General features: G+C 55.7%; 26 protein-coding genes. 25 read left to right on the top strand and 1 reads right to left on the bottom strand.

All coding sequences use genetic code 11. From position 1 onward, the window contains the following. Positions 1-18 precede the first annotated feature (18 nt). The 18 genes from rpsA to LOY34_RS20010 all read left to right on the top strand — a co-directional run bounded on the left by rpsA (position 19) and on the right by LOY34_RS20010 (position 19026). On the top strand, positions 19-1698 hold the full coding sequence (gene rpsA / locus LOY34_RS20095) for a 30S ribosomal protein S1 (protein WP_045195383.1): 1680 nt from the start codon (positions 19-21) through the stop codon (positions 1696-1698). A gap of 245 nt (positions 1699-1943) precedes the next feature. Then, the gene (gene ihfB / locus LOY34_RS20090) at positions 1944-2240 is read left to right on the top strand and encodes an integration host factor subunit beta (RefSeq protein ID WP_045195381.1); all 297 of its coding nucleotides are present in this window, start codon (positions 1944-1946) and stop codon (positions 2238-2240) included. 20 nt (positions 2241-2260) lie between these two features. After that, complete coding sequence (locus tag LOY34_RS20085; RefSeq protein ID WP_045195379.1) at positions 2261-2503, top strand: lipopolysaccharide assembly protein LapA domain-containing protein; 243 nt, start codon at positions 2261-2263, stop codon at positions 2501-2503. A gap of 108 nt (positions 2504-2611) precedes the next feature. Beyond that, positions 2612-3664, top strand: a complete 1053-nt coding sequence (locus LOY34_RS20080) for an LPS O-antigen chain length determinant protein WzzB (protein WP_195884799.1) — start codon at positions 2612-2614, stop codon at positions 3662-3664. Between the two features lie 135 nt (positions 3665-3799). Beyond that, positions 3800-4939 (top strand): dTDP-4-amino-4,6-dideoxygalactose transaminase, encoded by a 1140-nt coding sequence (rffA, locus tag LOY34_RS20075; RefSeq protein WP_045195376.1) that lies wholly within the window; start codon positions 3800-3802, stop codon positions 4937-4939. Beyond that, positions 4936-6189 carry an O-antigen translocase gene (locus LOY34_RS20070; protein ID WP_195884798.1) on the top strand — a complete coding sequence of 418 codons (1254 nt, stop codon included), beginning with the start codon at positions 4936-4938 and terminating at the stop codon, positions 6187-6189. The genes rffA and LOY34_RS20070 overlap by 4 nt, the downstream gene beginning before the upstream one ends. After that, positions 6186-7520: a glycosyltransferase gene (locus LOY34_RS20065; protein ID WP_195884797.1), complete on the top strand. Its 1335-nt coding sequence runs from the start codon at positions 6186-6188 to the stop codon at positions 7518-7520. The genes LOY34_RS20070 and LOY34_RS20065 overlap by 4 nt, the downstream gene beginning before the upstream one ends. 15 nt (positions 7521-7535) lie before the next feature. Next, entirely contained in the window at positions 7536-8657 is a 1122-nt protein-coding gene (gene gmd, locus LOY34_RS20060) for a GDP-mannose 4,6-dehydratase (RefSeq protein ID WP_045195372.1), read from the top strand. Positions 8658-8659: 2 nt separating this feature from the next. After that, positions 8660-9625: a GDP-L-fucose synthase gene (locus LOY34_RS20055; protein ID WP_093380434.1), complete on the top strand. Its 966-nt coding sequence runs from the start codon at positions 8660-8662 to the stop codon at positions 9623-9625. Further along, positions 9625-10092 (top strand): GDP-mannose mannosyl hydrolase, encoded by a 468-nt coding sequence (locus LOY34_RS20050; RefSeq protein ID WP_045195367.1) that lies wholly within the window; start codon positions 9625-9627, stop codon positions 10090-10092. Before LOY34_RS20055 ends, LOY34_RS20050 begins: the two co-directional genes overlap by 1 nt. A gap of 69 nt (positions 10093-10161) precedes the next feature. Further along, on the top strand, positions 10162-11211 hold the full coding sequence (locus tag LOY34_RS20045) for an EpsG family protein (RefSeq protein WP_045195365.1): 1050 nt from the start codon (positions 10162-10164) through the stop codon (positions 11209-11211). Beyond that, positions 11208-12611 (top strand): mannose-1-phosphate guanylyltransferase/mannose-6-phosphate isomerase, encoded by a 1404-nt coding sequence (locus tag LOY34_RS20040; protein WP_045195362.1) that lies wholly within the window; start codon positions 11208-11210, stop codon positions 12609-12611. Before LOY34_RS20045 ends, LOY34_RS20040 begins: the two co-directional genes overlap by 4 nt. A 59-nt stretch (positions 12612-12670) precedes the next feature. Further along, positions 12671-13864, top strand: a complete 1194-nt coding sequence (locus LOY34_RS20035; RefSeq protein ID WP_195884795.1) for a glycosyltransferase family 4 protein — start codon at positions 12671-12673, stop codon at positions 13862-13864. A gap of 10 nt (positions 13865-13874) precedes the next feature. Further along, positions 13875-14480 (top strand): N-acetyltransferase, encoded by a 606-nt coding sequence (locus LOY34_RS20030; protein WP_258663928.1) that lies wholly within the window; start codon positions 13875-13877, stop codon positions 14478-14480. A gap of 4 nt (positions 14481-14484) precedes the next feature. Then, positions 14485-15648 carry a DegT/DnrJ/EryC1/StrS aminotransferase family protein gene (locus tag LOY34_RS20025; protein WP_045195356.1) on the top strand — a complete coding sequence of 388 codons (1164 nt, stop codon included), beginning with the start codon at positions 14485-14487 and terminating at the stop codon, positions 15646-15648. Next, positions 15641-16234: a sugar transferase gene (locus LOY34_RS20020; RefSeq protein ID WP_045195354.1), complete on the top strand. Its 594-nt coding sequence runs from the start codon at positions 15641-15643 to the stop codon at positions 16232-16234. The genes LOY34_RS20025 and LOY34_RS20020 overlap by 8 nt, the downstream gene beginning before the upstream one ends. Positions 16235-16366: 132 nt before the next feature. After that, on the top strand, positions 16367-18370 hold the full coding sequence (locus tag LOY34_RS20015; RefSeq protein WP_045195352.1) for a nucleoside-diphosphate sugar epimerase/dehydratase: 2004 nt from the start codon (positions 16367-16369) through the stop codon (positions 18368-18370). Between the two features lie 98 nt (positions 18371-18468). Further along, positions 18469-19026: an O-acetyltransferase gene (locus tag LOY34_RS20010; RefSeq protein ID WP_093380442.1), complete on the top strand. Its 558-nt coding sequence runs from the start codon at positions 18469-18471 to the stop codon at positions 19024-19026. A gap of 1 nt (position 19027) precedes the next feature. Here LOY34_RS20010 and LOY34_RS20005 read toward each other — a convergent pair whose 3' ends face one another. Beyond that, entirely contained in the window at positions 19028-19369 is a 342-nt protein-coding gene (locus tag LOY34_RS20005; protein WP_195886046.1) for a hypothetical protein, read from the bottom strand. Here LOY34_RS20005 and LOY34_RS20000 point away from each other — a divergent pair. The 7 genes from LOY34_RS20000 to pseI all read left to right on the top strand — a co-directional run bounded on the left by LOY34_RS20000 (position 19359) and on the right by pseI (position 26513). Next, on the top strand, positions 19359-20669 hold the full coding sequence (locus LOY34_RS20000) for a Wzz/FepE/Etk N-terminal domain-containing protein (RefSeq protein ID WP_230090891.1): 1311 nt from the start codon (positions 19359-19361) through the stop codon (positions 20667-20669). The genes LOY34_RS20005 and LOY34_RS20000 overlap by 11 nt on opposite strands. 181 nt (positions 20670-20850) lie before the next feature. Then, positions 20851-21849, top strand: coding sequence for a UDP-N-acetylglucosamine 4,6-dehydratase (inverting) (gene pseB, locus LOY34_RS19995; RefSeq protein ID WP_045195347.1), 999 nt, complete (start codon positions 20851-20853; stop codon positions 21847-21849). A gap of 3 nt (positions 21850-21852) precedes the next feature. After that, on the top strand, positions 21853-23013 hold the full coding sequence (gene pseC, locus LOY34_RS19990) for a UDP-4-amino-4,6-dideoxy-N-acetyl-beta-L-altrosamine transaminase (protein WP_195884792.1): 1161 nt from the start codon (positions 21853-21855) through the stop codon (positions 23011-23013). Further along, positions 23010-23696, top strand: a complete 687-nt coding sequence (pseF, locus tag LOY34_RS19985) for a pseudaminic acid cytidylyltransferase (RefSeq protein ID WP_045195343.1) — start codon at positions 23010-23012, stop codon at positions 23694-23696. Before pseC ends, pseF begins: the two co-directional genes overlap by 4 nt. Before the next feature lie 90 nt (positions 23697-23786). Continuing rightward, the gene (gene pseG / locus LOY34_RS19980) at positions 23787-24899 is read left to right on the top strand and encodes a UDP-2,4-diacetamido-2,4,6-trideoxy-beta-L-altropyranose hydrolase (RefSeq protein ID WP_230090890.1); all 1113 of its coding nucleotides are present in this window, start codon (positions 23787-23789) and stop codon (positions 24897-24899) included. 4 nt (positions 24900-24903) lie between these two features. Then, positions 24904-25458, top strand: a complete 555-nt coding sequence (pseH, locus tag LOY34_RS19975) for a UDP-4-amino-4,6-dideoxy-N-acetyl-beta-L-altrosamine N-acetyltransferase (protein WP_230090889.1) — start codon at positions 24904-24906, stop codon at positions 25456-25458. Then, complete coding sequence (gene pseI / locus LOY34_RS19970; RefSeq protein WP_052676496.1) at positions 25455-26513, top strand: pseudaminic acid synthase; 1059 nt, start codon at positions 25455-25457, stop codon at positions 26511-26513. The genes pseH and pseI overlap by 4 nt, the downstream gene beginning before the upstream one ends. Positions 26514-26589: the final 76 nt, after the last annotated feature.

Here is a 26589-nt window from a genome sequence, read left to right as displayed (position 1 = left end):
TAATCTACAGGAATTAAAATGAGCGAAAGCTTTGCAGAACTCTTTGAAGAAAGCCTGAAAACCCTCAATCTTCAGCCGGGTGCGATCATCACCGGTATCGTTGTCGACATCGACGGCGACTGGGTTACCGTACACGCTGGCCTGAAGTCCGAGGGCGTCATCCCGCTCGAGCAGTTCTACAACGAAGCTGGCGAGCTGACCATCAAGGTCGGTGACGAAGTTCACGTTGCGCTGGACGCGGTCGAAGACGGCTTTGGCGAAACCAAACTGTCCCGTGAAAAAGCCAAGCGCGCCGAGTGCTGGATTGTTCTGGAAGCAGCTTTCGCCGCCGAAGAAGTGGTCAAGGGCGTTATCAACGGTAAGGTTAAAGGCGGCTTCACTGTCGACGTTAACGGTATCCGTGCGTTCCTGCCTGGTTCCCTGGTTGATGTCCGCCCAGTGCGCGACACCACCCACCTGGAAGGCAAAGAGCTGGAATTCAAGGTCATCAAACTGGACCAGAAGCGCAACAACGTTGTCGTTTCCCGTCGCAGCGTCCTGGAAGCCGAGAACAGCGCCGAGCGCGAAGCTCTGCTGGAATCCCTGCAGGAAGGCCAGCAAGTCAAAGGTATCGTCAAGAACCTCACCGACTACGGCGCATTCGTTGACCTGGGCGGCGTTGATGGCCTGCTGCACATCACCGACATGGCTTGGAAACGTATCAAGCACCCATCGGAAATCGTCAACGTTGGCGACGAGATCGATGTCAAGGTTCTGAAGTACGATCGCGAGCGCAATCGTGTATCCCTGGGTCTGAAGCAACTGGGTGAAGACCCATGGGTTGCTATCAAGGCTCGTTACCCAGAAAGCACCCGCGTCATGGCGCGTGTTACCAACCTGACCGACTACGGCTGCTTCGCAGAGCTGGAAGAAGGCGTGGAAGGCCTGGTACACGTTTCCGAAATGGACTGGACCAACAAGAACATCCATCCTTCGAAAGTCGTACAAGTCGGCGACGAAGTGGAAGTCATGGTTCTGGACATCGACGAAGAGCGTCGTCGTATCTCCCTGGGCATCAAACAGTGCAAGTCCAACCCATGGGAAGACTTCTCTGGCCAGTTCAACAAGGGCGACAAGATCTCCGGCACCATCAAGTCGATCACCGATTTCGGTATCTTCATTGGTCTGGACGGCGGCATCGACGGCCTGGTTCACCTGTCGGACATCTCCTGGAACGAAGTCGGCGAAGAAGCCGTACGTCGCTTCAAGAAGGGCGACGAGCTGGACACCGTCATCCTGTCGGTTGACCCAGAGCGCGAGCGCATCTCCCTGGGTATCAAGCAACTGGAAAGCGATCCGTTCTCCGAGTACGTTGCTAGCAACGACAAGGGTGCAATCGTCAAGGGTGTTGTAAAAGAAGTTGACGCCAAAGGCGCCATCATCACCCTGGCCGACGACATCGAAGCCACTCTGAAAGCTTCCGAAATCAGCCGTGACCGTGTTGAAGACGCGCGTAACGTCCTGAAGGAAGGCGAAGAGATCGAAGCGAAGATCATCAGCGTTGACCGCAAATCGCGCGTCATCCAGCTGTCGATCAAGTCGAAAGACGACGCTGAAGAGAAAGAAGCTATCCAGAGCCTGAAAGAATCCGCTCCGGAAGCTGCTGCTGACACCACCATGGCTGCGCTGCTGCGTCAGGCAATGGCCAAACAGAACTAAGTTCTGCTGGTGTTAAAAAAGGGCGACTTCGGTCGCCCTTTTTTATGCCTGCGATTCTTGCTTGCGGCTGAAACCCTTACGCCAGTGAGCTTCGGCGTAATCAGTGGCAAACAGCTATCATCCATTACGCCAAGGCGTACTTCTTCAAAATCCGATTAAGTCAAGAACCGCCCTGTTCAAATCCCTCAGGTCATGCTAAAAACAACGGAGCAATGATCTAGCTGCTTGATAAAGAAGGGAAAAATATGACGAAGTCGGAGCTGATCGAACGTATTGTCACCCATCAAGGGCTGCTCTCATCCAAGGATGTCGAGCTGGCCATCAAGACCATGCTTGAGCAAATGTCCCAGTGCCTGGCCACTGGCGATCGCATCGAAATCCGCGGCTTTGGCAGCTTCTCCCTGCACTATCGTGCCCCCCGCGTAGGTCGCAACCCAAAAACCGGTCAGTCCGTCAGCCTGGATGGCAAGTTTGTGCCACACTTCAAGCCAGGCAAGGAGCTGCGGGATCGGGTGAATGAGGAAGAGTCCCAAGAACACTAATCGGATAAAAGGAAGCCTCCGTGCGGAACTTCAAGCGGTTGATTTTGGTCGTATTTCTTTTGCTGCTAGCAGCGATGGTGCTGATTTTTGTGCTGGATAATCAGCAGCCGGCGTCATTGCATTTCATGGCCTGGACACTGCCTTCCCTGCCGTTGGCTGTATTTGTACTCATCGCATTGCTGGTTGGTCTGGCTGTGGGCCCCTTGTTGGTGCTGGCCGGCCGATTGCTTGGCAAAGAAGGGCGGGGGCGAGCTAAAGTTTGATTTTCGTAGCCTGCTTGGCGATTGCCAATGGCAAGGGCGTGGCTGTTATAGATGTAAAAACGCTCAACGATAAGAGCGCAGCGAAACCTGATAAGGACTGAATTATAAATGCGCAACACCCCCGAGAGTAACCGGTTAGATCCAGAGTTGGACGTGCTTGAGTTACTTGGAAGCCTTTGGGCGAAAAAACTGATTATCTTGTCAGTCATGTTCCTCGCCGTCCTGGCCGCTGTGATTTATCTGTTCATCGCCAAGCCTGTTTATGAAGCCCGGGTTTTTGTCATTCCGCCGACCCAGAATGGTATCGCCGATTTCAACTACGGTCGTACTGCCGAGGCTGAGCTGAAACCGTACACGGTCAAGGATGTGTACGAAGTTTTTTTACGTGACCTTCAAGCGGAATCGTTACGTCGCAGTTTTTTCGAAGAGTTTTATCTGCCATCGCTCAGTGAGTCGGAGCGTGCGGGTTCGCAAACTCGACTTTACGAAAAATTTTCTCGTGAGTTGGTGATTTCACCCAGTGGAAAAGACTCCCCTGATCGCTATTCCTTGACAGTGCAAGGCGAGGATCCACAGCGTGTGGTCGCCTGGGCCAAGACTTACGTTATGCGCGCCGGTGATTCGGCTCGTGAAGAGATGATAAAGAACGTCACCCGCGAAGCAGAAGTTCGCGCGAGGAATCTGGCTCAACAGATTGATCGTTTGCGCGAAGGTGGGCAGAAGGTGCGCGAGGACCTTATTGTTCAGTTGCGCGAGGCGCTGAATGTTGCGCGTGCAATTGGTTTGAAAGAGCCGCCGATTATCAGTGGGAATTTGTCTACCGAAGTGTCTGCGGGTATGGATGGACACTTGAGCTACATGCGTGGTACCAAGGCGCTGGAGGCGGAGATTCAGAACCTCGAGCAGCGCAGGTCTGACGATCCGTTCATTACACGTTTGCGTGACCTGCAGGCCCGGTATGCATTCTATATGAGTGTTGAAGTCAACCCTGAGAGTGTAGCGGTTTTTCGCATCGACGGTCCTATAGAACAGCCTGACGCCCCGATCAAGCCAAGAAAATCTGTGGTGCTGGCCATGGCTGCGCTGGCTGGATTGCTCCTGGGTGTAGGCTATGTCCTGTTGGCAGCAGCGATGCGCCGGCGGCCGGTTCGACCGCAATAATTAAAGTGCTCGGTCATGACTCCAAAAGCGGCGGCGCCGCTTTTGGTGTTTCCGGGGCAGGCTCTGTTTTATCGTGAGGCCCGCTTTGCTATCGTGCAGCAAGGCGGCCTGAAAGCGAATTTTCGAGGGTGTAGCATGATTCCGTTCAACAAACCACCTTACACCGGTGCGGAAGATCAGTACGTTATTGCGGCGATGCGCAGCGATAAAATGTCCGGAGATGGCGAGTTTAGTCAACGCTGCCAACAGTGGTTTGAGACAAGCTTTGCTTGCTTGCGCACGTTGTTAACGCCGTCCTGTACCCAGGCGCTCGAAATGGCAGCACTGCTTCTGGATATTGGCCCTGGCGATGAAGTCATCATGCCAAGCTATACCTTTGTCAGTACCGCCAACGCCTTTGTTTTGCGCGGTGCCAAAATTGTCTTTGTTGATGTTCGGGCTGACACCATGAATATCGACGAAACCTTGGTTGAACAGGCGATTACCGAACGAACAAAAGCGATCGTTCCTGTGCACTATGCCGGTGTTGCCTGCGAAATGGACACGTTGATGGCCATTGCCGAGAAGTACGGCCTGTTCGTTGTCGAAGATGCGGCTCAAGGCATGATGTCGACCTACAAAGGACGGCCGCTGGGCACCATTGGGCATTTGGCGGCTTACAGCTTTCACGAGACCAAGAACTATACCAGCGGTGGTGAGGGGGGCTTGCTGCTGATTAATGACGAGCGCTTTGTTTTGCGTGCAGAAGTCATTCGTGAGAAAGGTACGAACCGCTCGCAGTTCTTTCGTGGGCAGGTCGACAAGTACACGTGGCGTGACATTGGCTCAAGTTTCTTGCCGGGTGAGTTGCAGGCTGCTTACCTCTATGCACAGTTGGAAAAATCGAAAGAGATCAATGCCCGTCGACTGCAAATCTGGGATATGTATCACCAGGCCTTTGCGGCTTCGGAATTGCATGGGCTGGTTCAGCGTCCCCAGGTTCCGGAGGGCTGCGAGCACAATGGCCATATGTACTACCTGAAACTCCAGTCGCTCGAACAGCGTGCGAAGTTCATCAGCCATATGCGTCAGCGCGAAATCTTGACGCCATTCCACTATATCCCTCTGCATGCCAGCCCTGCAGGCCAGCAGTTCGGCAGGTTTGTCGGTGACGACGTAGTAACGACTCGTGACAGTGAACGACTGGTTCGCCTTCCGGTCTGGTTCAACATGACGGATGCCATGGTGGCTACCGTCATTGATGCAGCGCTCGAGGGGCTGAGTTCAATTCAATGAGTGCTGTCCGTTCAGCCCTGTTCACGGGTGGCGCCCATGCATCGAAAGTGCTCATGGGCTTCATCCTTCTTAAGGTCATGGCTGTTTATCTTGGTCCGGAGGGCGTGGGTAAGCTCGGGCACCTGATGAGTGTTGTCAGTGTGCTGACGATTCTTTCCGGAGGCGGCATCATCAATGCGTTGGTCAAGTACTGTTCTGAGTACCACCAGACGCCCAGGAAACTGCTGCGTTTCATTTCGGCTGCGGTCACCTATGCCCTGTTATTCTCCCTGTTGGTTTGTATTGCGGGGATAGTGCTTTCACGGCCGCTTTCACTGTTTGTATTTGGTGTCGATGACTATCAGTCGATCATCATTCTGCTGGCCATTGCCCAGTTGGCACTGGCGTTTGCAAATGTTGTTTTCGGTGTCACCAATGGCTTGCGTGTAACCCACGTTTTCGCCTACAGCCAGATTCTTGGCAACGTCCTGGCGGTCCCTTTGTTATGGTTCTGTATCTCCCGTTATCTGGAGTATGGGGCCGGGGTTTCCATCGTTCTGGCTTCATCCTTGTGCGCGCTACCAGCACTGTACTTTTACCGTCGCTCACCTTTTTGGGGGCGGATTCGCCTATTCAAGATTGATGGGCTGTCGTTCCGGCAATTGTTTGCCTATACCACAATGCTGGTGGTCAGCACGCTGGCATTCCCGCTGGTAGAAATCACTGTGCGCAGCATGTTGATTTCCCAGGTGGGCTATCACGATGCGGGGATCTGGCAGGCGGCGATTCGCTTTTCTGCGGCGTACCTGGGTTTCTTTACCATGTTCCTGGCCTTCTATTTTGTGCCACGGATTTCCCCTGAACAGAACAGTACTGTCGTGGTGAAGATGACACTCCGGCACCTGTATCTGGTTCAGGCTATTTTTGTTCTTGGTGCGGGGACGCTGTACCTGGGGCGAACGTTCTTCATAAAGCTTATTTTTTCCGAAGAGTTTAGCCCGCTGGCCGACCTGATTGTTTATCAGTTGCTGGGGGACTTTTTCAAAATATCGGCCTATGTCATCGGTTTTATCGCCGTGGCGAAGGCGGCAACGAAGTTATATATTATTGCCGAGGTGCTCCAGGGCGGTTTGTTTTTGTTGGGTGCCTGGCTGATGAGTCGCGCTCAGGTGGGCGTTGAAAGTGTTATGCAAGCATACGTTGTTACTTATATCCTGTACTTCGTTATTTGCTTGATCGGTTTGCGGGTTTATATGAGGAAGCAGCGTTGAGTCTCAAGGAAACCGGTGCGTCCGAGCGGGCGCAGCAAGCGCTCAGTGCCAGGGTCATTCACTTGTCTACCAATGATTTTGGTGGTGCCGGCAGTGCGGCTTTGCGCTTTCACGCGTCCTTGCTGGCAGCCGGGCACGACTCGCAATTGTTTGTGGCTGAATCCCGATCGTCCCATACCGTGCCGGCGGTAACGCGGGTGGTGAGCGAACTGTTCAAGGTCCGTATCAAGGCGTTTGCCAGGAAGCACTTGCCATCAAAAGTGTTCTCCAGGGTGCGGGCCCACTTTGCCGCTCGCGAGCGATTTTCGGCAAAAAGAAAGTACCTGTTCTTTTCTGTCGGCGAGTCCGCGGTTCAAGGCATCAATCCCGAGCTGGTTCAGCGTATTACCTCGGCAGATGTGCTCTTTGTGCACTGGGTTGCGGGCTTTGCCAACAGCTTCGATGTCCTGCAGATCCAGAGAAAAACTGGTTGCAAGGTGTATTACACCTCAATGGACATGGCGCACCTGACCGGTGGCTGCCACTACTACTGGCAGTGCACGGGTTTCCAGGTCGATTGCTCTGATTGTCCGGCGCTCGATCAGCGCCAGAAAAATTATGCGGCTTATCAGTTGCGCGCCAAGTCGGTGAATATTCTGCAGATGAAGGCGACATTATTGTCGGGTAGCCAGCGCATTCATGAGGCCGGAAAGCGCTCTGCCATTCAATATGCTGACCATCAGCTGTTGTCGCTGCCGCTGGACGCCGACCTGTTCAAGCCAGAACTGGCGCAGCGTGCTCCGGAGCGTTCGGTGCAGTTCCGGATGCTTACCAATGCCAATGATGCTGACGACCCGCGCAAGGGTTTTGAATACCTCTCCCAAGTGCTCGTCTGTCTGGAGCAGCAGTTGCTCGCGGGGGAGGAGATTGGTCTCCTGTGCCTGGCGCCGGATCGCTTCTCTCATCTGGGTCTTGAGCGTGTTAAAGTGATCCAATTCGACTACTGTCAAGGCGATGCCGCGTTGGCGGCGCTTTATCGTAAGGCTGATCTGTTTGTCAGTACGTCAATCGAAGATGCTGGCCCTATGATGGTAGGGGAAGCGCTAATGTGTGGCGTACCCGTAGTGGCATTTGATGTCGGCATCGCCACGGAGCTCGTGGAAGAAGGTCGCAATGGTTTTATCGTCGACCGGCTTGATGTCCGGCAAATGGCAGCACGTATCCTCAGTGTTTACCGGGCGCAAGCGCCTGATCTCGAGCAACCCGGCGTCATTCACGAGCGCGCAGCGCGTGTGTTCAGCCATCTGCACTGGGCTGACAGGGTTTCTGATTTGATTTCGGCTGAAATATAGAACTGGATAATTGAAATGAAAAAGAAAGCTTTAATTACTGGCGTTACCGGGCAAGACGGTTCTTATCTCGCCGAATTGCTGCTGGAAAAAGGTTACGAAGTTCACGGAATCAAGCGCCGGGCTTCTTCATTCAATACCCAGCGTGTGGACCATATCTATCAGGATCCACATGTTGCCAATCAAAATTTCGTTTTGCACTACGGTGATCTTTCCGACGCTTCCAACTTGACCCGCATCATCAAGGAAGTTCAGCCTGATGAGGTCTACAACCTGGGCGCCCAGTCTCATGTTGCGGTAAGTTTTGAGTCGCCTGAGTACACCGCGGATGTCGATGCCTTGGGTACCCTGCGGATTCTCGAAGCCATTCGCTTGCTCGGCCTGGAAAAGAAAACCCGCTTCTATCAGGCGTCGACCTCTGAGCTGTATGGCCTCGTCCAAGAGACGCCGCAGCGTGAAACCACGCCGTTCTATCCGCGCTCGCCCTATGCGGTGGCGAAGATGTATGCCTACTGGATCACGGTCAACTACCGTGAAGCCTACGGTATGTATGCCTGTAACGGTATTCTCTTCAACCACGAGTCGCCGCGTCGCGGCGAGACTTTCGTGACCCGCAAGATTACCCGTGCCTTGGCCAATATCAGTCAGGGGCTGGAAGATTGCCTGTACCTGGGCAACATGGACGCGCTGCGTGACTGGGGGCATGCCAAGGACTACGTTCGCATGCAGTGGATGATGCTGCAGCAGGAAGTTGCTGATGACTTCGTCATTGCTACGGGTGTGCAGTACTCGGTTCGCCAGTTCGTCGAGTGGTCAGCAGCGGAGTTGGGTGTCTCGTTGCGCTTCGAAGGCACGGGTGTTGATGAGGTTGCGATCGTTTCCGCCATCGAAGGTGACAAGGCGCCAGCGCTGAAGGTTGGCGATGTCATTGTGCGTGTCGACCCGCGCTACTTCCGTCCTGCGGAAGTAGAAACTTTGCTGGGCGATCCAGCCAAGGCAAAAGAGAAGCTGGGCTGGGTGCCGGAAATTACCGTTCAGGAAATGTGTGCGGAAATGGTCAGCGAAGATCTCAAGGTGGCCCAGCGCCACGCGCTGCTCAAGTCCCATGGTCATGACGTGCATGTAGCGGTGGAGCGTTAATCGTGAGCAAAGAAACGGTTTTCGTTGCCGGTGACCGCGGTATGGTCGGCTCGGCATTGATGCGTGCATTGAAGCAGCAGGGCTACACCAACATCGTTACGCGAACCCGGGAAGAGCTCGACCTGCTGGATCAGCGCCAGGTCAGTGCGTTCTTTGCCGAGCAGCAGATCGATCAGGTTTACCTGGCAGCGGCCAAGGTCGGGGGTATTCATGCCAACAATGAATACCCAGCTCAGTTCATTTATGAAAACCTGATGATTGAGGCCAACATCATTCAGGGCGCGTACGCCAGCGGCGTAAAAAAGCTGCTGTTTCTCGGGTCTTCGTGTATCTATCCAAAGTTCGCTGAGCAACCAATTGAAGAGCGAGCGTTGTTGACTGGCGTGCTGGAGCCTACCAACGAGCCTTACGCCATCGCCAAGATTGCCGGTATCAAGCTGTGTGAAAGTTACAACCGCCAGTATGGGGTGGATTACCGCAGTGTCATGCCGACCAACCTGTACGGTCCTCATGACAACTATCATCCGCAAAACAGCCATGTGATTCCGGCGCTGATTCGTCGTTTTCATGAAGCCAAGGTGCGGGGTGACCAGGAGGTGGTCATCTGGGGCAGCGGCACACCGATGCGCGAGTTTCTGCACGTAGATGATATGGCGGCGGCCTGCCTGCATGTCATGAACATGGAGTCGCAGGTGTATCAGCAGCATACCCAGCCGACCTTGTCACACATTAACGTGGGGACAGGCGTCGACTGCACTATTCGTGAGCTGGCTGAAACCATTTGTCGAGTGACCGGTTATCAGGGGCGTCTTGGCTTTGATGCCAGCAAGCCTGATGGCACGCCAAGAAAGCTGCTGGACGTCTCTCGTTTGAAGAACCTCGGCTGGCAGGCCTCTATCAGTCTCGAAGATGGCCTGGTCGATGCCTATCAGTGGTTTGTCGATCACGAAAGTTCGGCCAGACGCTAATGGCCGGCTATCTGCAGGCGGATGCATTCCGCACAGTCGTCATGCATACGCCTCTGATAGCGATTGACCTGCTCGTGTTGAATGAGCACGGGCAAGTGCTTCTGGGAGAGCGTTTGAATCGTCCCGCCCAGGGATACTGGTTTACCCCCGGGGGGCGGGTGCGCAAGAACGAGTCACTGGAACAGGCGTTTCGCCGCATCAGTCACTCCGAGCTCGGGGTGCAACTGTTAATGGCGAGCGCGACGTTTCGCGGTGTGTACGAACACTTCTACCGCGATAGTTACTTTTCGGCAGATGAGCACGATTCGGGCACTCACTATGTGGTACTCGCCTATACCCTGTTACTGGCAGATTCGGCACTTGAAAGCCTGCCACGTGAACAGCATGCTGAATATCGCTGGGTCGACGTGCGCACAACTTCGTTGCGCGTGCATCAGCATGTCTTGGACTATTTCGATCAGGGCTGAGGGTTAAGCGAAGCGGGCAGTTGCTCTGTTTCACATGGTCGCTCGGGGTTCTGTCTAGGGTTGCGTCGTATGCTTTTCTACTATCTGCCTTTCATGGTTTCGGCGCTACTCTCGTTGCTGGGTGGCAAGCGCAAGCTTTGCTACTGGGGCTTGGCCGCCTTGCTGATTGCCATGTGTGCCTTCCAGGCGCCCGGGGTATCGGACGATCACGGGAACTACCTTGATTATTATGCAGGTATTGTTTCTGGTGAATTTGGGCCGTTTTTTGTCGAGCCAACTTTTTTCGTTCTGGCTAAGCTGTCTTCGCTACTGACGGGTTCAGCGATACTGCTGTTTGTTTTTTACGCGGTTTTGGGCGTCGGTAGCAAATTTTATGTGATGGAGCGGGCAACACCGTATCGTTGGTTGAGTGTTGCAATTTACCTGTCTTACTTCTTCTTGCTGCAGGACTTCACGCAGATTCGTATCGGTGTGGCCACCGGCTTGGTAATGTGTTCAGCTTACCTGGTGTTTAACGGGCAGTGGTCGAAAAGTCTGGCGGTCTTGTGTGGGGCCGTGTTGTTTCATTATTCGGCCATTCTGTTTCTGCCCTTTATGTTGCTCCGCGCAGCCGGGGTGCGTACGGTATTTTATATCTATTTGTGTTGCTGCGCGCTGTTTGCACTCTACTTGCTGGACATCAGTGTGCTTAAAGGGTTTTTACAGCTCTTGTCGCTGCTGGAGAACCCTAGGCTCGACTTTTATATTAATAATATTCTTAGTGGTCAGGGTGGTTCGATAAACTTTTTTCGGGCGATATTTCATTTTGCGCTGTTATCGCCGTTGGTCTTTATGTTTGCTCGTATACAGCGCCAACAGCCCTTTATTGCTTACTCGGTGATCCTCCATCTAAGTGGCTTGCTGATCTTGCTGGCGTTGCACGATGCCCAGGTTGTGGCCTACCGGATATCGGATATTTTCAATCATTTCATGGTATTCTCGCTGCTTGCGTACGCCATTCTGTTTGGTCGCGTTGTCGGCGCTGCAGGGATGCTCGCAGTATCAACATTCCAAATCATCTATGTGTTGCAAGTCCTAGGCTTTGTGCAACCGTATACTTCGGTCCTGGGTGGCTTATGATTTTACCTATTGTGATGGCTGGCGGCTCCGGGTCGCGTTTGTGGCCAATGTCCCGTGAGCTCAACCCGAAGCAATTCCTGTCATTGGCAGATGAGCACACCATGCTCCAGGTGACGGTCGAGCGCTTGTCCGGTCTTACCGATCTGAAGCCGCAAATCATCTGCAACGAAGCCCATCGTTTCGTTGCCGCGGAACAGATGCGCCAGTTGGGTTTCGATGATTGCGAGCTACTTCTCGAGCCTGTGGCGCGCAACACCGCCGCCGCTATTACGCTTGCTGCCCTGAAGGCCGTACAGGACGGTCAGGATCCGCTCCTGTTGGTACTGGCGGCAGATCATTTGATCAGTGATGCCGAAGTTTTCCAGCAGTGCGTTCGCAGCGCATTGCCGCTGGCTCAGGCAGGCAAGCTAGTCACCTTCGGCATCCAGCCGCTGTCTCCGGAAACCGGCTACGGCTATATCGAACAGGGGCCGGCCGTGGGTTCTGGGTATGCGATTGCACGGTTTGTCGAAAAGCCTGACCTGGCCACCGCCCAACGCTATCTGGCCAGCAAGAAGTTCCTGTGGAACAGCGGTATGTTTCTGTTCAAGGCAAGCCGTCTGCTTGACGAGGTCAAGGCTTTTGCTCCGCAGATCCATGCTTGTTGCGCCGAAGCCCTGGAGCAAAGTTCCCGTGATCTGCATTTCACCCGCGTCGGTGCCGAGGCCTTTGCACGCTGCCCGAGCGACTCCATCGACTACGCCGTCATGGAAAAGACTGCCGATGCGGTAGTAGTGCCAATGAATGCCGGCTGGAACGATATCGGTTCCTGGTCCGCCTTGTGGGATGTTGGCCAGAAGGATGAAAGTGGCAACGTCGTCAGCGGCGATGTCATGGCTGATGAAGTGGAGCACAGCTACATCAAGTCGACCAGCCGCCTGGTGGCTGCCGTAGGGGTCCGCGACCTGATCATCGTTGAGACCAAGGATGCTCTGCTGGTAGCGCACAAGGACAAGGTCCAGGGGGTCAAGAAAATCGTTGAGAACCTCAAGGCCCAGCAGCGCCAGGAGTTTCATTGCAACAGCGAAGTGTATCGCCCGTGGGGTAGCTACGAGGCCATAGACCAGGGGCATCGCTACCAGGTCAAGCGCATCACTGTAAAGCCGGGCGCCAAGCTGTCGGTGCAGATGCATCATCACCGTGCCGAGCACTGGATCGTGGTCAGCGGTACGGCGAAGGTCACCAATGGCAAGGAAACCTATCTGGTGACCGAAAACCAGTCGACCTATATTCCTATCGGTCAGGTGCATGCCCTGGAGAACCCAGGAAAAGTGCCCCTCGAGCTGATCGAGGTGCAATCGGGTTCTTATCTGGGTGAAGACGACATTGTTCGTTTCGAAGATATCTACGGGCGGGCGTAAGCGAGGGGTTGCGGTTGAAAGTCTTAGTTGCGAGTTGTGTTTTTCCGCCCGAGCCGGTGGTGAGTGCCAGAACCAGTGCTGATGTCGCCCAGTACCTGCATGCCCAAGGACATGAGGTGCTGGTGGCATGTCCGACACCAACCCGCAACGTCGCCGCCGAAGGGCTGGATGAGAAGATCGCCGGTTTGAACATGCCGTTTCCGGTGTCACGCCTGTTTGCCTTTTCTTCGAAAAAATCCAGCTTCGTCTCACGATTTCTGGAGAACATCTCTTTCGGGTTGTCAGTATTTTTCTTCATCTTGCGTCAGCGCAAGGTTGATGTGATCTACGCCAACGTGTGGCCGTTGTTTTCCCTCGGCCTGCTGCTGATGGCGGCCAGGCTCAAGGGCATCAAGGTGGTCGCCAGTGTCCAGGACCTGTATCCGGAGTCCTTGGCCGTGCAAAAGCGTATCGAGGAAACCGGTGGCATTTATCGCGGCCTTCTCAAGCTTGATACGCTCATCGCGCGTAACTGCGATCACTTGGTGGTGATTTCCGATGGATTCCATCGTGCTTATACCGAGACGCGAAAAATCGATCCGTCGAAGGTGACGCTTGTCCGAAACTGGGTTCAAGGCAGTCAGATTCAGGCCTTACCCAAGGAGCAGGCGCGAGAGGAGCTTGAGAAGGTGATGGGCTTGCGCCTGGCGCCTGAGCAGTTTCTTTTCGTGTATGGCGGCAATATGGGCGTCGCTTCCGGCCTGGATGAGTTCATGGGTTATCTGGATGGCGTCGATCCACGGGCAGTGTTCCTGTTTGCAGGTGACGGATCGCTGGTGCCGGAGCTCAAGCGGTTGCTACAGGCCCGCGGTCTGGAGTCCCGTTGCCACTTCCTTTCGCCTTGGCCGTTCGAACTGACTCCGGCAGTGTTCGGTGCCGCAGATGCTTTGTTGCTGCCAACCGCCGCAGGTCAGGAGTTCGCCTCAGTGCCTTCCAAGCTGATCACCTATATGCTGGCTGGCCGGCCCATTCTGTTGCTGGCCGATGAGCGCAGCGAGTCGGCAATCGAGCTGGGCAAATCGGATGCGGGCCATACCATTGGCGTGCGTACCAATGCGGCAGTGCTGGAGGGGATGAACTATTTGCTCAATGCCTCATCTGAGCGTCTGGCCGCAATGGGAAGCAACGGTCGTGAATACGCCCAGGAGTTTTACTCGGCTGAGCGAGCAGTGCCCAAACTGAAGGCAATTGTTGAGGATGTCTATGAAGCTTGAACGGGTTAGCTTGGTTGACAGTGCTCAGGTCCAGGCATTTGCCGACTTGCATGTTCAGGCGTTTCCAGGCTTTTTTCTCAGTCAGTTGGGGCCGAAGTTCCTGGCCTTGCTCTACACCCATTACCTGCAGTCCGAACAGTGCGCCTGCATCCTTGCCTCTGATGATTCGGCAGGCCGGGCGCCCAAGGGGTTGGCGGTTGCCATTCGCCAGCCATCGCTGTTCTACAAGGACCTGTTTGCCAAGCATTGGCTGGCATTTGCCTTGCGCGCCTTGCCGAGCCTGCTGAAGAACCCGTTGTTCGTCGCCAAAAAATTATGGGCGGCGGTGTTTTATCGAGGCGATCAGGTCGAGAGTCTCGATGCCGAGAATGCGGTGCTGCTGAGCACCATTTCGGTGTCGCCGCAGGCGCAGGGGCAGGGTGTGGGCAGGCAACTGCTGCAAGAAGTAGAGGCGTGGGCTGCCGAATCCGGCGCCGCTTTTGTGTACCTGACAACTGATCGCGATGCCAATGTCGAGGTCAACGGTTTTTATCAACGCAATGGTTATGTGCTGGAGTCCACGCTGAAGAAAAGTGGCAATCGCATCATGAACCGTTACATCAAACGCTTGCGGTGAACCTATGCAGAATACTCCGTTCCTGCCCTTCGCTCTTCCTGAACTGGGTGAAGAGGAAATCAATGAAGTTGTCGACACCCTGCGTTCCGGCTGGGTGACCACCGGGCCAAAAGCCAAGCAATTCGAAGCGGACTTTTCCAGTTTTCTTGGTGGTGATGTTGAAAGCATTGCCGTGAACTCGGCAACCGCCGGGCTGCACCTGGCGCTGGAAGCCATTGGTATCGGCCCAGGCGATGAAGTCATTCTGCCGTCCTATACCTTCACGGCAACTGCCGAGGTTGTCCGGTATCTGGGCGGCACGCCGGTTATCGTGGATGTGCTGGAAGAGACCTTCAATATCGATCCGGCGGCGATCGAGGCGGCGATTACCGACAAGACCCGTGCGATCATGCCTGTGCACTTCGCCGGACTGAGCTGTGACATGGATGCGATTTTGCAGATTGCCCGTCGCCATGGCCTGAAGGTGGTGGAAGATGCTGCGCATGCACTGCCAACCACCTGGAAAGGCAGCAAAATCGGTACCCTCGAGTCCGATATCACAGTGTTCAGTTTCTACGCCAACAAAACCATGACCACCGGTGAAGGCGGCATGCTGGTGACCCGCAATGCGGAACTGGCCAAGCGCTGCCGGATCATGCGCCTGCACGGTATCAGTCGCGATGCCTTCGATCGTTATGTGTCGAAGACGCCGGCCTGGTTCTACGAAATTGTCGCTCCCGGTTTCAAATACAACATGAGCGACGTCGCCGCCGCCATGGGCATTCACCAGTTGCGTCGTCTTGAAGGCTTCCAACTCAAGCGTCAGGCCATGGCCGAGCGTTATCTTGAGGCGCTGAGCGATTTGCCATTGGTGTTGCCGCCAGTGGCCGCTGCTGGCGACATGCATGCATGGCATCTGTTCCCGCTGCGTCTGCGCGCAGAGGCAAATATCAAGCGCGACGACTTCATCATCAAGATGGCCGAACTGGGCATTGGTTGCTCGGTGCATTTCATTCCGCTGCACCTGCAACCCTACTGGCGTGAAAGCTGTGCCCTGAGTCCCGAGCAGTTCCCGGTAGCCCAGAGCCTGTTCGAGCAGGAGGTTTCGATCCCGCTCTACACCAAGATGACCGAAGCCGACCAGGAACGTGTGATTGCGGCGGTGCGATCGGTGTTGGCCAATGCTTAAGCGGCTCTTTGACATTGTCTGTGCTGCGCTGGGTCTCCTGGTACTGTCGCCGTTGCTGTTGGCGATTTTTCTGTGGGTCAAGCTGGATTCGCCCGGGCCGGTATTCTTTCGACAGGAGCGTGTCGGACGTTTCGGTAATCTGTTCAGGATTCATAAGTTCCGGACCATGAAGCTACACGCGGAAAGTGCCGGGCGCCTGACCATCGGCGAAGATTCGCGCATCACCCGTTCGGGCCGTTTTTTGCGCCGCACCAAGATCGATGAGCTGCCGCAGCTCATCGACGTGTTGCTGGGGGACATGAGCCTGGTCGGACCGCGCCCGGAAGTACCAGAATTCATGAACTGCTATGAAGAATCGGTGCGCCGCAAAGTGCTCTCGGTGCGCCCAGGGATCACTGATCGGGCATCCATCGAGATGGTTGATGAAAGTTTGATCCTGGGCCAGTACCCGGATCCTCGGCAGGCCTATATTGATGTAATTCTGCCAATCAAGCAGAAGTACTATCTGGAATATGTCGAGCAACATGGTGTGGTGACCGATATCAAGATCATTTTTGCCACACTTGCAAAGATCGTTTCTCGATGAGGTAGCCGTTACCCTGGTAAATCACAGGGTGGTGATGAATTGTTGCCACCGCTGGAGCGCCGGGAACGGGGTGTATGAACATGGAATGCTGCAGCAATGGCAGTGTCGGCTCAGGCGTAGTGGAGTTTGAAGATGGTGAAATACGATAGGCTACGGCTCTGGCTGGTTTCATTGCCGCGCCGTTACAAACGGTTGATTCAAGTCGCGGCAGACGTGGTACTGGTCTGGATTGCGCTGTGGATGGCGTTTGTCGTTCGCCTGGGTATTGAAGAAGCCATCAACCCTTTCACCACGCACCTGTGGATATTTGTTACCGCGCCGTTGATTGCCATTCCGCTGTTTATCCGTTTCGGCATGTACCGTGCGGTGATGCGCTACTTCGGCAACGATGCGCTGGTGACCATTATCAAGGCGGTGAGCCTGTCCTCGCTGATACTGGGCGTAGCGGTTTACTGGTACAGCAACCATCAAGTCGTGATCCCCCGTTCGATCGTGTTCAACTATTGGTGGCTGAGTCTGATCATGGTTGGAGGCTTGCGCCTGGCCATGCGTCAGTATTTTCTCGGTGACTGGTTCGCGGGCATTCAGAATGTACCTTTTACCAACCGTGACGATGGTTTGCCCAAGGTAGCCATCTACGGTGCCGGGGCTGCGGGCAACCAGCTTGTGGCCGCGTTGCGCATGGGCAAGGTGATGCGTCCGGTTGCATTCATCGATGATGACGCCAGCATCACTGACCGGACGATTTCCGGTCTGCAGGTTTTCAAGTCCAAGCATATCCAGCGCATGGTCGATATGACTGGCGCCCAGGAGATTCTCCTGGCCATTCCGTCTGCCACGCGCGCGCGCCGGCGGGAGATACTCAGTTACCTGGAAGGCTTCCCGCTGCATGTGCGTAGTGTGCCCGGCTTCATGGATCTGGCCAGTGGCCGGGTCAAGGTCGATGATATCCAGGAAGTGGATATCGCCGACCTGCTGGGCCGCGACGCGGTTCCGGCACAGGATGACCTGATCGAACGTTGCATCAAGGGGCAGTCGGTAATGGTGACCGGGGCCGGTGGTTCGATCGGTTCGGAGCTGTGCCGGCAGATCCTCAAGTCGCAACCTACTACCTTGCTGTTGTTCGAGCACAGTGAGTTCAACCTCTACACCATTCTCAGCGAGCTGGAGCAGACCATCAGCAGGTCTTCGTTGCCGGTAAGGGTCTTGCCTATTCTTGGCTCCATCCGTAATCAGGCGCAGTTGCTGGATGTCATGAAGACCTGGAGTGTCGATACGGTGTATCACGCTGCAGCCTACAAGCATGTTCCCATGGTTGAGCACAATATCGCCGAAGGCGTGTTGAACAACGTCATCGGCACGCTCAATACGGCGCAAAGCGCATTGCAGGCCGGAGTTGCCAACTTTGTCCTTATCTCCACGGACAAGGCGGTTCGTCCCACCAATATCATGGGCAGTACCAAGCGTCTGGCGGAAATGACCCTGCAGGCGCTCAGCCAGGAGCTCGCGCCGGTTCTGTTTGGTGACTCGGACAAAGTCTCCCAGGTCAACAAGACGCGTTTTACCATGGTGCGGTTCGGCAACGTGCTGGGCTCGTCAGGCTCGGTGATTCCGTTGTTCCACAAGCAGATCAAGGCGGGCGGGCCACTGACGGTCACCCACCCGAAGATCACTCGCTACTTCATGACCATCCCCGAGGCGGCCCAGTTGGTTATCCAGGCCGGCTCCATGGGGCAGGGTGGGGATGTGTTCGTGTTGGACATGGGCGAGCCGGTCCGCATTGCCGAACTTGCGGAAAAAATGATCCACCTTTCCGGGCTAAGCGTGCGTTCTGAAAAGAATCCGCACGGCGATATTGCTATTGAGTTCACCGGGCTGCGTCCAGGCGAGAAACTCTATGAAGAATTGCTGATCGGTGACAACGTCGTTGCTACCCGACATCCGATGATCATGAGCGCTGCCGAAGATCATCTGCCTTGGGAGACGCTCAAGGAGCGTCTGCACCGGCTACTGGCGGCGGTTGCCGGTGATGACTACGGGCGGGTTCGCCAGTTGCTGCGTGAAACCGTTAGTGGCTATACGCCGGACGGTGAAATTGTCGACTGGATCTATCAGCAGCGCCGCCTGGATCCGTGATCTGTACCATTAAATTGTGAGCCGCGCGCTGCCTTGTCTTCATCTGGGAGTGTTGATAGGGTGGTTCTTCGTGAAGCGTATAAAACGGTGAGGCGTTAATGGCATTCCTTACACCTGCTGAACTGGCGTCAAAAGGGTTCAAGAAACTGGGTTCCAACGTACTGATCAGTGACAAGGCCTCTATTTACAACTGCGACCAGATCGAGATCGGCGATAACTCCCGAATTGACGATTTCTGTGTCGTCTCCGGTAAGGTGTCGATCGGTCGCAATGTGCATATCGCCGTTTTCTGCAATGTTGCCGGGGGCGAGCCAGGTATCACCCTGGAAGATTTTTCCGGCCTGGCCTATGGCTGTCATGTATTTGCCCAGTCCGATGACTATTCCGGCAAGACCATGACCAATCCCACGGTCCCCGCGCAGTTCAAGGGCGAAACCAAGGCCGCGGTCCGACTTGGTCGTCACGTGATCATCGGCACCTCCTCGATCGTAGTGCCCGGAGTCAACGTCGAGGATGGCTGTTCTGTCGGGGCGATGACCCTGGTGACCAAATCCACTGAAGCCTGGGGTATCTATTTCGGAATCCCGGCCAAGCGAATCAAGAATCGCAACAAGGGCCTGCTCGAGTTGGAAACGCAGTACCTGTCGACACCCTGAGTCAAAACACGCCGCCCTGGCGCGCCAGGATATTGTCGATCAATTGTGCTGGAATACCTTGCCTGCCGTTCGTCTGTTTCTGACGGGCAAACCCGAAAAAGTGCCTATTTTGCTGGGCTTTGCGACCTTTTGGTCGGGAACTTTTCCTACAAAGATTGGCCAGAGAGTGGTTTGCCTTTGCATAAACTGTCACAATGCGCGCCTTTCTCGTCTGATGACAGGGAAGTTTCTCCGGGATCGAGTCAATGGGGCAGGGAGCGCTGCTTACCAGGATTTTGGTGACACCTCGCTTGTCGTTGGAGCCATTGTTACTCGACCAGGCAGGCATGTGCGTGACCAGCATTTCCCGTATACCCCCCGTAAGCCAAAGTAGCGATATCGATTTTTTTGCCGTGGTTCAAAGCCTCTGGAAGCAGAAATTTCTGATCGTTGCTGTCACTCTGGCAGTTGGGGCGGCGGCGGGAGCCTATGCCTTCCTCACCACTCCCGAGTATCAGGTCAGCACCACGCTGCGCCCTGCTGCGCTCAACGATCTGGACGCCTTGAACCGCTCTGGTGTTTACTCGCTGCCGCGTGAGCAGGCGCTCACCCGCGTCGGCGCCGCGCTTGATTCCTACGATGTGCGCCTGGGTTACTTCCGCGCCAATCCTCAGCTTTTCGCTCCTTTGCGCATGCCTGGCCAGACCGACGAACAAGCTTTCGAAGAGTTCAACCGCAATTCCATCAAGCTGGTGCAGCCGGACCCCAAAAAGAAGGTTGACCTGCTCAGCGCCTACATTGGCATGGAGTTGCGCTATCCAAAGAATGTCGACGGTGACGAGATCCTCAACGGCTTCGTTAAATACGCCATTGAAAGCGAGCGCCAGCAAGTGGCCTCGGACTTGTCGGTCATTATCAAGAACCGCTTGAATGAACTGGATGGCAAGCTCGACGCAGCCCGTGCTGGATATGAAGCAGGCAAGGAGTCACAAATTGCCACGCTGCTGGAGAAGGACAATCTCACGCGCGCGCAACTGCAAGATGAACTTCGGGCACTGCGCGTTCAGCTCAAGGCGCGCCGTGCCGACCGAATCGCCCAGCTGGATGAAGCCATCAGCATCGCCCGTTCGCTGGGCTTGAAGAAGCCGTCTACCCCTTCGGCCATGGCCAGCGAAAGCGAGTCTGGTGGCAATGTGATCCGTACTGAGGTCAATAACCAGCAGATCCCGCTGTACTTCATGGGTACCGATGCCCTGGAGGCCGAGCGCAAGGCCCTCCGTCAGCGAACGTCCGATGACTTCACCGACCCGCGGGTGGCGCAGATCGGCAAAGAACTCATGCTGCTGAAGAACAATCGCCGGATCGAATCATTGAAACAGCGTGAGAACGAAGATGTGTTCTTGCAGAACATCGAACCGTTGCGTTCTGAAATGGCCCGCTTGAAAAAGCTCGATATCGATGTGATGCGCTTGAATCTGGTCACCATTGACCAGTACGCGCTGGAGCCACTCAAACCTGTCTGGCCGAAAAAGTCGCTGATGATTCTAGCGGGCCTGGCCGTGGGGGGGATGTTGGGGGTGTTGCTGGCGATCATTCGTTACTTTGTCGTCTTGCGGATGACGAAGGTGGCAAAGGGCGGCGAGCCATTGGGCAATCCCCAGTAAGTCAACACAGGTTCGCAGCCCTCGTACGGGCTGCGGGCAGATCCGCTACCTGGCTCCGTGAAAGGGGCATGGTTACTTCTCAAGTTAATGTTCACGGCAGACGGCTTTCTTGAAGGGCCGCGGCCAGCATTATTCAGCTCATCAAGACCAACTGGTCAGATTTTACATAGGGACGCGTTACATGTTCACTAACAAGACCATTCTCATCACCGGTGGTACCGGCTCCTTCGGCAACACGTTCGTGCCGATGACACTGGCCAAGTACAACCCCAAGAAGATCATCATCTTCTCGCGTGATGAAATGAAGCAGTGGGACATGGCGAAGAAATTCGAAGGTGATTCCCGCGTGCGCTTCTTCATTGGTGACGTGCGTGACAAGGATCGTCTGTACCGGGCGCTGGATGGCGTCGATTACGTGGTGCACGCGGCGGCAACGAAGATTGTTCCGACTGCGGAGTACAACCCGTTCGAATGCATCAAGACCAACATCAATGGTGCAATGAACCTGATCGACGCCTGCATCGACAAGGGCGTGAAGCGGGTCGTGGCGTTGTCCACCGACAAGGCCAGCAGCCCGGTTAACCTGTACGGCGCCACTAAACTGGCTTCCGACAAGCTGTTTGTTGCCGGTAACTCCTACGCTGGCGGCCATGACACGCGCATGTCGGTGGTCCGTTACGGCAACGTGATGGGCTCGCGTGGTTCGGTCATCCCGTTCTTCATGTCGATCAAGGACAAGGGGGAGTTGCCGATCACCGATGAGCGTATGACGCGCTTCATGATCTCCCTGGAAGAGGGCGTGGAACTGGTCTGGCATGCTTTCGAAGATATGGAAGGCGGCGAAATCTATGTGAAGAAGATCCCGTCCATGAAGGTGACCGACCTGGCACGGGTTGTCGCTCCCGAGGCTCGGCAGAAAGTCGTCGGTATCCGCCCGGGCGAGAAACTGCATGAACAGATGATCAGTGCTGAAGACGCTTATTACACCTACGAGTATGCCGAGCACTTCAAGATCCTGCCGGTCATCAATGACTGGGCCAACTGCGAGAAGCGCATCAAGGACGGCAAGAAAGTGCCGGAAGGTTTCGTCTACGCCAGTGACAACAACACGGAGTGGATGAGTGATGCCGATCTGCAAGAGTGGATCACCATCAACAAAGAAAAAATCGGGAGCATCTGAGCCATGATCCCTTATGGTCGCCAGGACATCAGCCAGGCTGATATCGACGCTGTCGTCAGCGTCCTGCAGTCCGACTTTCTCACTCAGGGCCCAATGGTGCCGGAGTTCGAGCAGCGGGTTGCACAGCATGTAGGCGCGCGTCACGCACTTGCGCTCAATAGTGCAACGTCGGCATTGCATGTTGCCTGCCTGGCCCTGGGGCTGGGGCCTGGTGATCGTTTGTGGACTACCCCGGTTACTTTTGTCGCATCGGCAAACTGCGCCTTGTACTGTGGGGCGCAGGTCGATTTCGTGGACATCGACCCACGCACCTATAACCTCTGCCCACAAGCCCTGGCGCGCAAGTTGGAGCTGGCGGAGCAAGCGGGGACGCTGCCCAAGGTTGTGGTCCCGGTGCATCTTTGTGGTCAGCCCTGCGACATGCAGGCGATCCATGCGTTGGCCGTGCGATACGGATTCAAAGTCATCGAAGATGCCTCGCATGCCATTGGTGGCCAATACCAGGGCGAGTTCATCGGTAACGGCAAGTACAGTGACATTACTGTGTTCAGCTTCCATCCGGTGAAGATCATCACCACCGCCGAAGGCGGTATGGCGGTCACCAACGACGACGCATTGGCACAAAAGATGGCCTTGCTGCGCAGCCATGGCATCACCCGCGACCCGCAACAGATGACCCATGAAGCTGATGGGCCCTGGTACTACCAGCAGATCGATCTGGGTTTCAACTACCGCATGACCGAACTGCAGGCGGCCTTGGGTGTGAGCCAGATGCAGCGCCTCGATCAGTTCATCGCTCGCCGGCATGAACTGGCGGCGCGCTACAATGAACAGCTGGCAGCATTACCGCTGACCCTGCCGTGGCAGCATCCAGACAGTTATTCCGGATTGCACCTGTATGTGATTCGCCTGCAACTGGACAAGATCGACAAGACCCATCGCCAGGTTTTCGAGTCGTTGCGTGAGCAGGGTATCGGAGTCAATCTTCACTACATTCCGGTACATACCCAGCCTTACTACACCGCCATGGGGTTTGCCCGCGGCGATTTCCCTGAAGCTGAAGCCTATTACCGGGACGCCATCAGCATCCCGATGTTCCAGACCATGAGCGAGTCTCAGCAGGACGTGGTCGTCGCTGCACTGACCAAGGCCTTGCAGGCATGAAACTGGCGGTCATTCCCGCCCGTGGCGGCAGCAAGCGTATTGCGCGCAAGAACATCAAGATGTTCTGCGGCAAGCCGATGATCGCCTGGTCGATCGAGGCCGCCCTCAATAGCGGTGTTTTTGACCGGGTGATCGTCTCGACCGACGATCTGGAGATCGCCGAGGTGGCCCGCCAGTCCGGGGCACAGGTGCCATTTATCCGTCCCGCGCAACTGGCTGACGATCACAGCGGCACAGTGCCGGTGATTCAGCATGCCATTGAGTGGTTCGAACAGGACGGGCAGCAGATCGATTACCTGTGCTGCCTTTACGCAACGGCACCCTTTGTAAGGCCCGAGGATTTGCAGGCAGGGCTCGACGCCTTGATCCGTGAACAATGCGATTTTGCCTTTGCCGTTACCCGCTATGCATTTCCTGTCCAGCGGGCAGTACGGATCAACACCCAGGGCCGGATTGAAATGATCTATCCGGAGCAATTCAATACCCGCTCGCAAGATCTACAGGAAACCTTTCATGACGCTGGCCAGTTCTATTGGGGGCGTACGCAGGCCTGGCGGTTGGGCAAGCCCGTGTTTGGGCCCGGCTCGGTACCGGTAGTGCTGCCAGGCCACAGGGTCCAGGATATCGACACGCTTGAAGATTGGGTTCGGGCTGAATGGATGTTCCGGGAAATGAACCGGTAAACCTTGATCCGGCTCAGGAGTCGCGAAAGGGCTTTCAGGGTAAGTTGCCAGGGGTGTTGTGATGCTGCGTAAGATCATTGAGGTAGGCGGGTGGATCGATTGAAAGTTGTGTTCCGTGCAGACGCCTCCGTCGAGATTGGCATCGGGCATGTCATGCGCTGCCTGACCCTGGCCGATGAGCTGACCGCACAGGGCGCGCACTGTCACTTCATTTGCCGGGCGCATACCGGGAATCTGATCGAGCAGATCAGGTCCCGCGGCTATCAGGTTCATCCGCTGCAAGTGGTGACCGGCATTGCCGGCAATCCGGGGGCGGACCGCGGAATCTACGGTTATTGGCTGGGGGCCAGCCAGGCAGAGGATGCGGCTGCGTGTGCTGCGCTGCTTGAAAGCATCAGGCCGGACTGGCTGGTTGTTGATCATTACGCTCTGGACCAGCAATGGGAGGGCAGTATTGCGGGGTTGTCCCGCAAGTTGATGGTCATAGACGACCTAGCCGATCGAGCCCATCAGTGCGACCTGTTGCTTGATCAGTCGTTGGGACGTTCGCCTCAGGATTATTGCCGATGGGTGCCTGCGCACTGCAGGTTACTGTGCGGTGTACAGCATGCATTGCTGCGACCGGATTTTTCCGCGTTGCGGGGCGATAGCCTGCAGCGCCGGGCGGCATTTGCCCTCAGGAACGTGTTGATCACCATGGGTGGCGTCGATAAGGACAACGTCACGGGACGCATTTTATCGGTCCTGGAAACGCTTTCCCTGGCCACTATCTCCCGGGTAACCGTAGTGATGGGGGCTACCGCGCCCTGGCTCGAACAGGTTCGTGCCCAAGCCCGGACCCTGCCATTCAGCACCGAGGTCAAGACCAATGTCAGCAACATGGCAGAGCTGATGGCTGCCTCTGACCTTGCTATCGGTGCGGCCGGTGCAACCTCATGGGAGCGTTGCTGCCTGGGTTTGCCGACGCTGATGGTTGTGCTGGCGGAAAACCAGGTATTTGCCGCCCGACAACTGGCAGCTACCGGCGCCGTGCTGACGCTGGCGCTGGATGAGACTTTGGGCCGCGACCTTGCCCGGTATCTGGAACAGGCGAGTGGGGATCCGTCCATGTTGGAACAAATGAGCCAGCAGGCACGAAAGATTGTCGACGGCTCCGGCTGCCGGGTCGTCGCGCAGGTTATGGCTGAATCGGAAAAGGATTGAACACGTGCAGGCATTTGGAAAACTGCGAAATATCGAGGCTGACGAAGTCGGCCTGATGCTTGAGTGGCGAAACGCACCCGCCGTGCGGGCCAACATGTACACCCGGCATGTAATCAGCGAGCAGGAACACCTGGCATGGTGGCAACGCTTGCAGCAGCGCCAGGACCAGCAGTACTTCATGTACGAGTGGCAGGGGGGGGCTGCAGGGATTGTCGGCTTCACCGACATCGACACCCACAGCGCCAATGCCAGCTGGGCGTTCTATGCCGCCCCGGATGCCGCCAAGGGCACTGGCAGCCGTATGGAGTTTCTCGCGCTGGAGCATGCGTTCAACGTGCTGCAGCTGAACAAGCTCAATTGCGAGGTGCTGGCATTCAACAGTGCCGTCATCAAGCTTCACCAGAAGTTCGCCTTCCAGGTGGAAGGTATTTTTCGCGAGCAGCACCGTGTGGACGACGCGTACGTCGATGTATACAGGCTGGCGCTGCTGTCCCGTGAGTGGGATATGCACCGTGATGTCATGCAAGAAAAACTGAATAAATTAATTCGAGGCCAATGATGAATCCGATGATATCCATTGCAGGGCGGGCAATTGGTGCCGCGCATGCGCCTTACATCATTGCCGAGCTGTCTGCCAACCATAATGGCAAGCTCGAAACAGCAATGAGGATCATCGAGGAAGCGAAGAAAGCCGGCGCCGATGCGGTCAAGCTGCAAACCTACACCGCAGATACCATCACGCTGAACAGCGATGCTGAAGAGTTCCGCATTCACGGGGGGCTGTGGGATGGCCGTACCCTGTACGACCTCTATCTGGAGGCGCAGATGCCCTGGGAGTGGCACCAGCCGTTGTTCGAGCATGCCCGCAAACTGGGTATCACCATTTTCAGTTCGCCCTTTGACTTTACTGCCGTCGACTTGCTGGAAAGCCTGAATGCCCCGGCTTACAAGATTGCCTCCTTCGAGGCAATCGACCTGCCATTGATCAAATATGTGGCTGGCACTGGCAAACCCATGATCATTTCTACCGGCATGGCCGATGCCGAAGAGATCAGCGAAGCGATCGAGGCCGCGCGTGAGGGCGGCTGCAAGGAGCTGGCAATTCTTCATTGTGTCAGCGGCTATCCGGCGCCGGCTGCGGAATACAACTTGCGCACCATTCCCGACATGGTTCGCCGTTTTGGTTTGGTCACCGGGCTTTCCGATCACACCCTGGACAACACCACTGCGATTGCCGCCGTTACCTTGGGCGCTTCGATCGTCGAGAAGCATTTCACCCTGGATCGCAAGGGTGGAGGACCGGACGACAGTTTCTCGCTGGAGCCACTGGAGCTCAAGGCGCTGTGTCAGGACAGCAAAACCGCGTGGGCGGCACTGGGTGACGTCAACTACGCGCGCAAATCCAGCGAGCAGGGCAATGTGCAGTTCCGTCGCTCGCTCTACTTCGTCAAGTCACTGGCCGCAGGTGATGTGGTTACCGCCGATGCGATCCGCAGCGTCCGTCCAGGGCGTGGTGTTGCGCCGAAATACTTCGATGACGTTGTTGGTAAATACGTGAAGGCGGCAGTAGAGGCCAATACCCCCGTGGACTTCGCAAATATAGAAGGCCTGTGATTGACGCAGTCAACGCTGGGTTCAAACCCGTGGACCAAGGAGATAGAAATGGTTGGGAACAAGTTGAAAAAAATCG

It is taken from the genome of Pseudomonas sp. B21-009 (genome assembly GCF_024749345.1).
Lineage (GTDB): Bacteria > Pseudomonadota > Gammaproteobacteria > Pseudomonadales > Pseudomonadaceae > Aquipseudomonas.
Note: the sequence above shows the minus strand (reverse complement) of the source record. Positions and strands in the feature narration are given on the sequence as shown.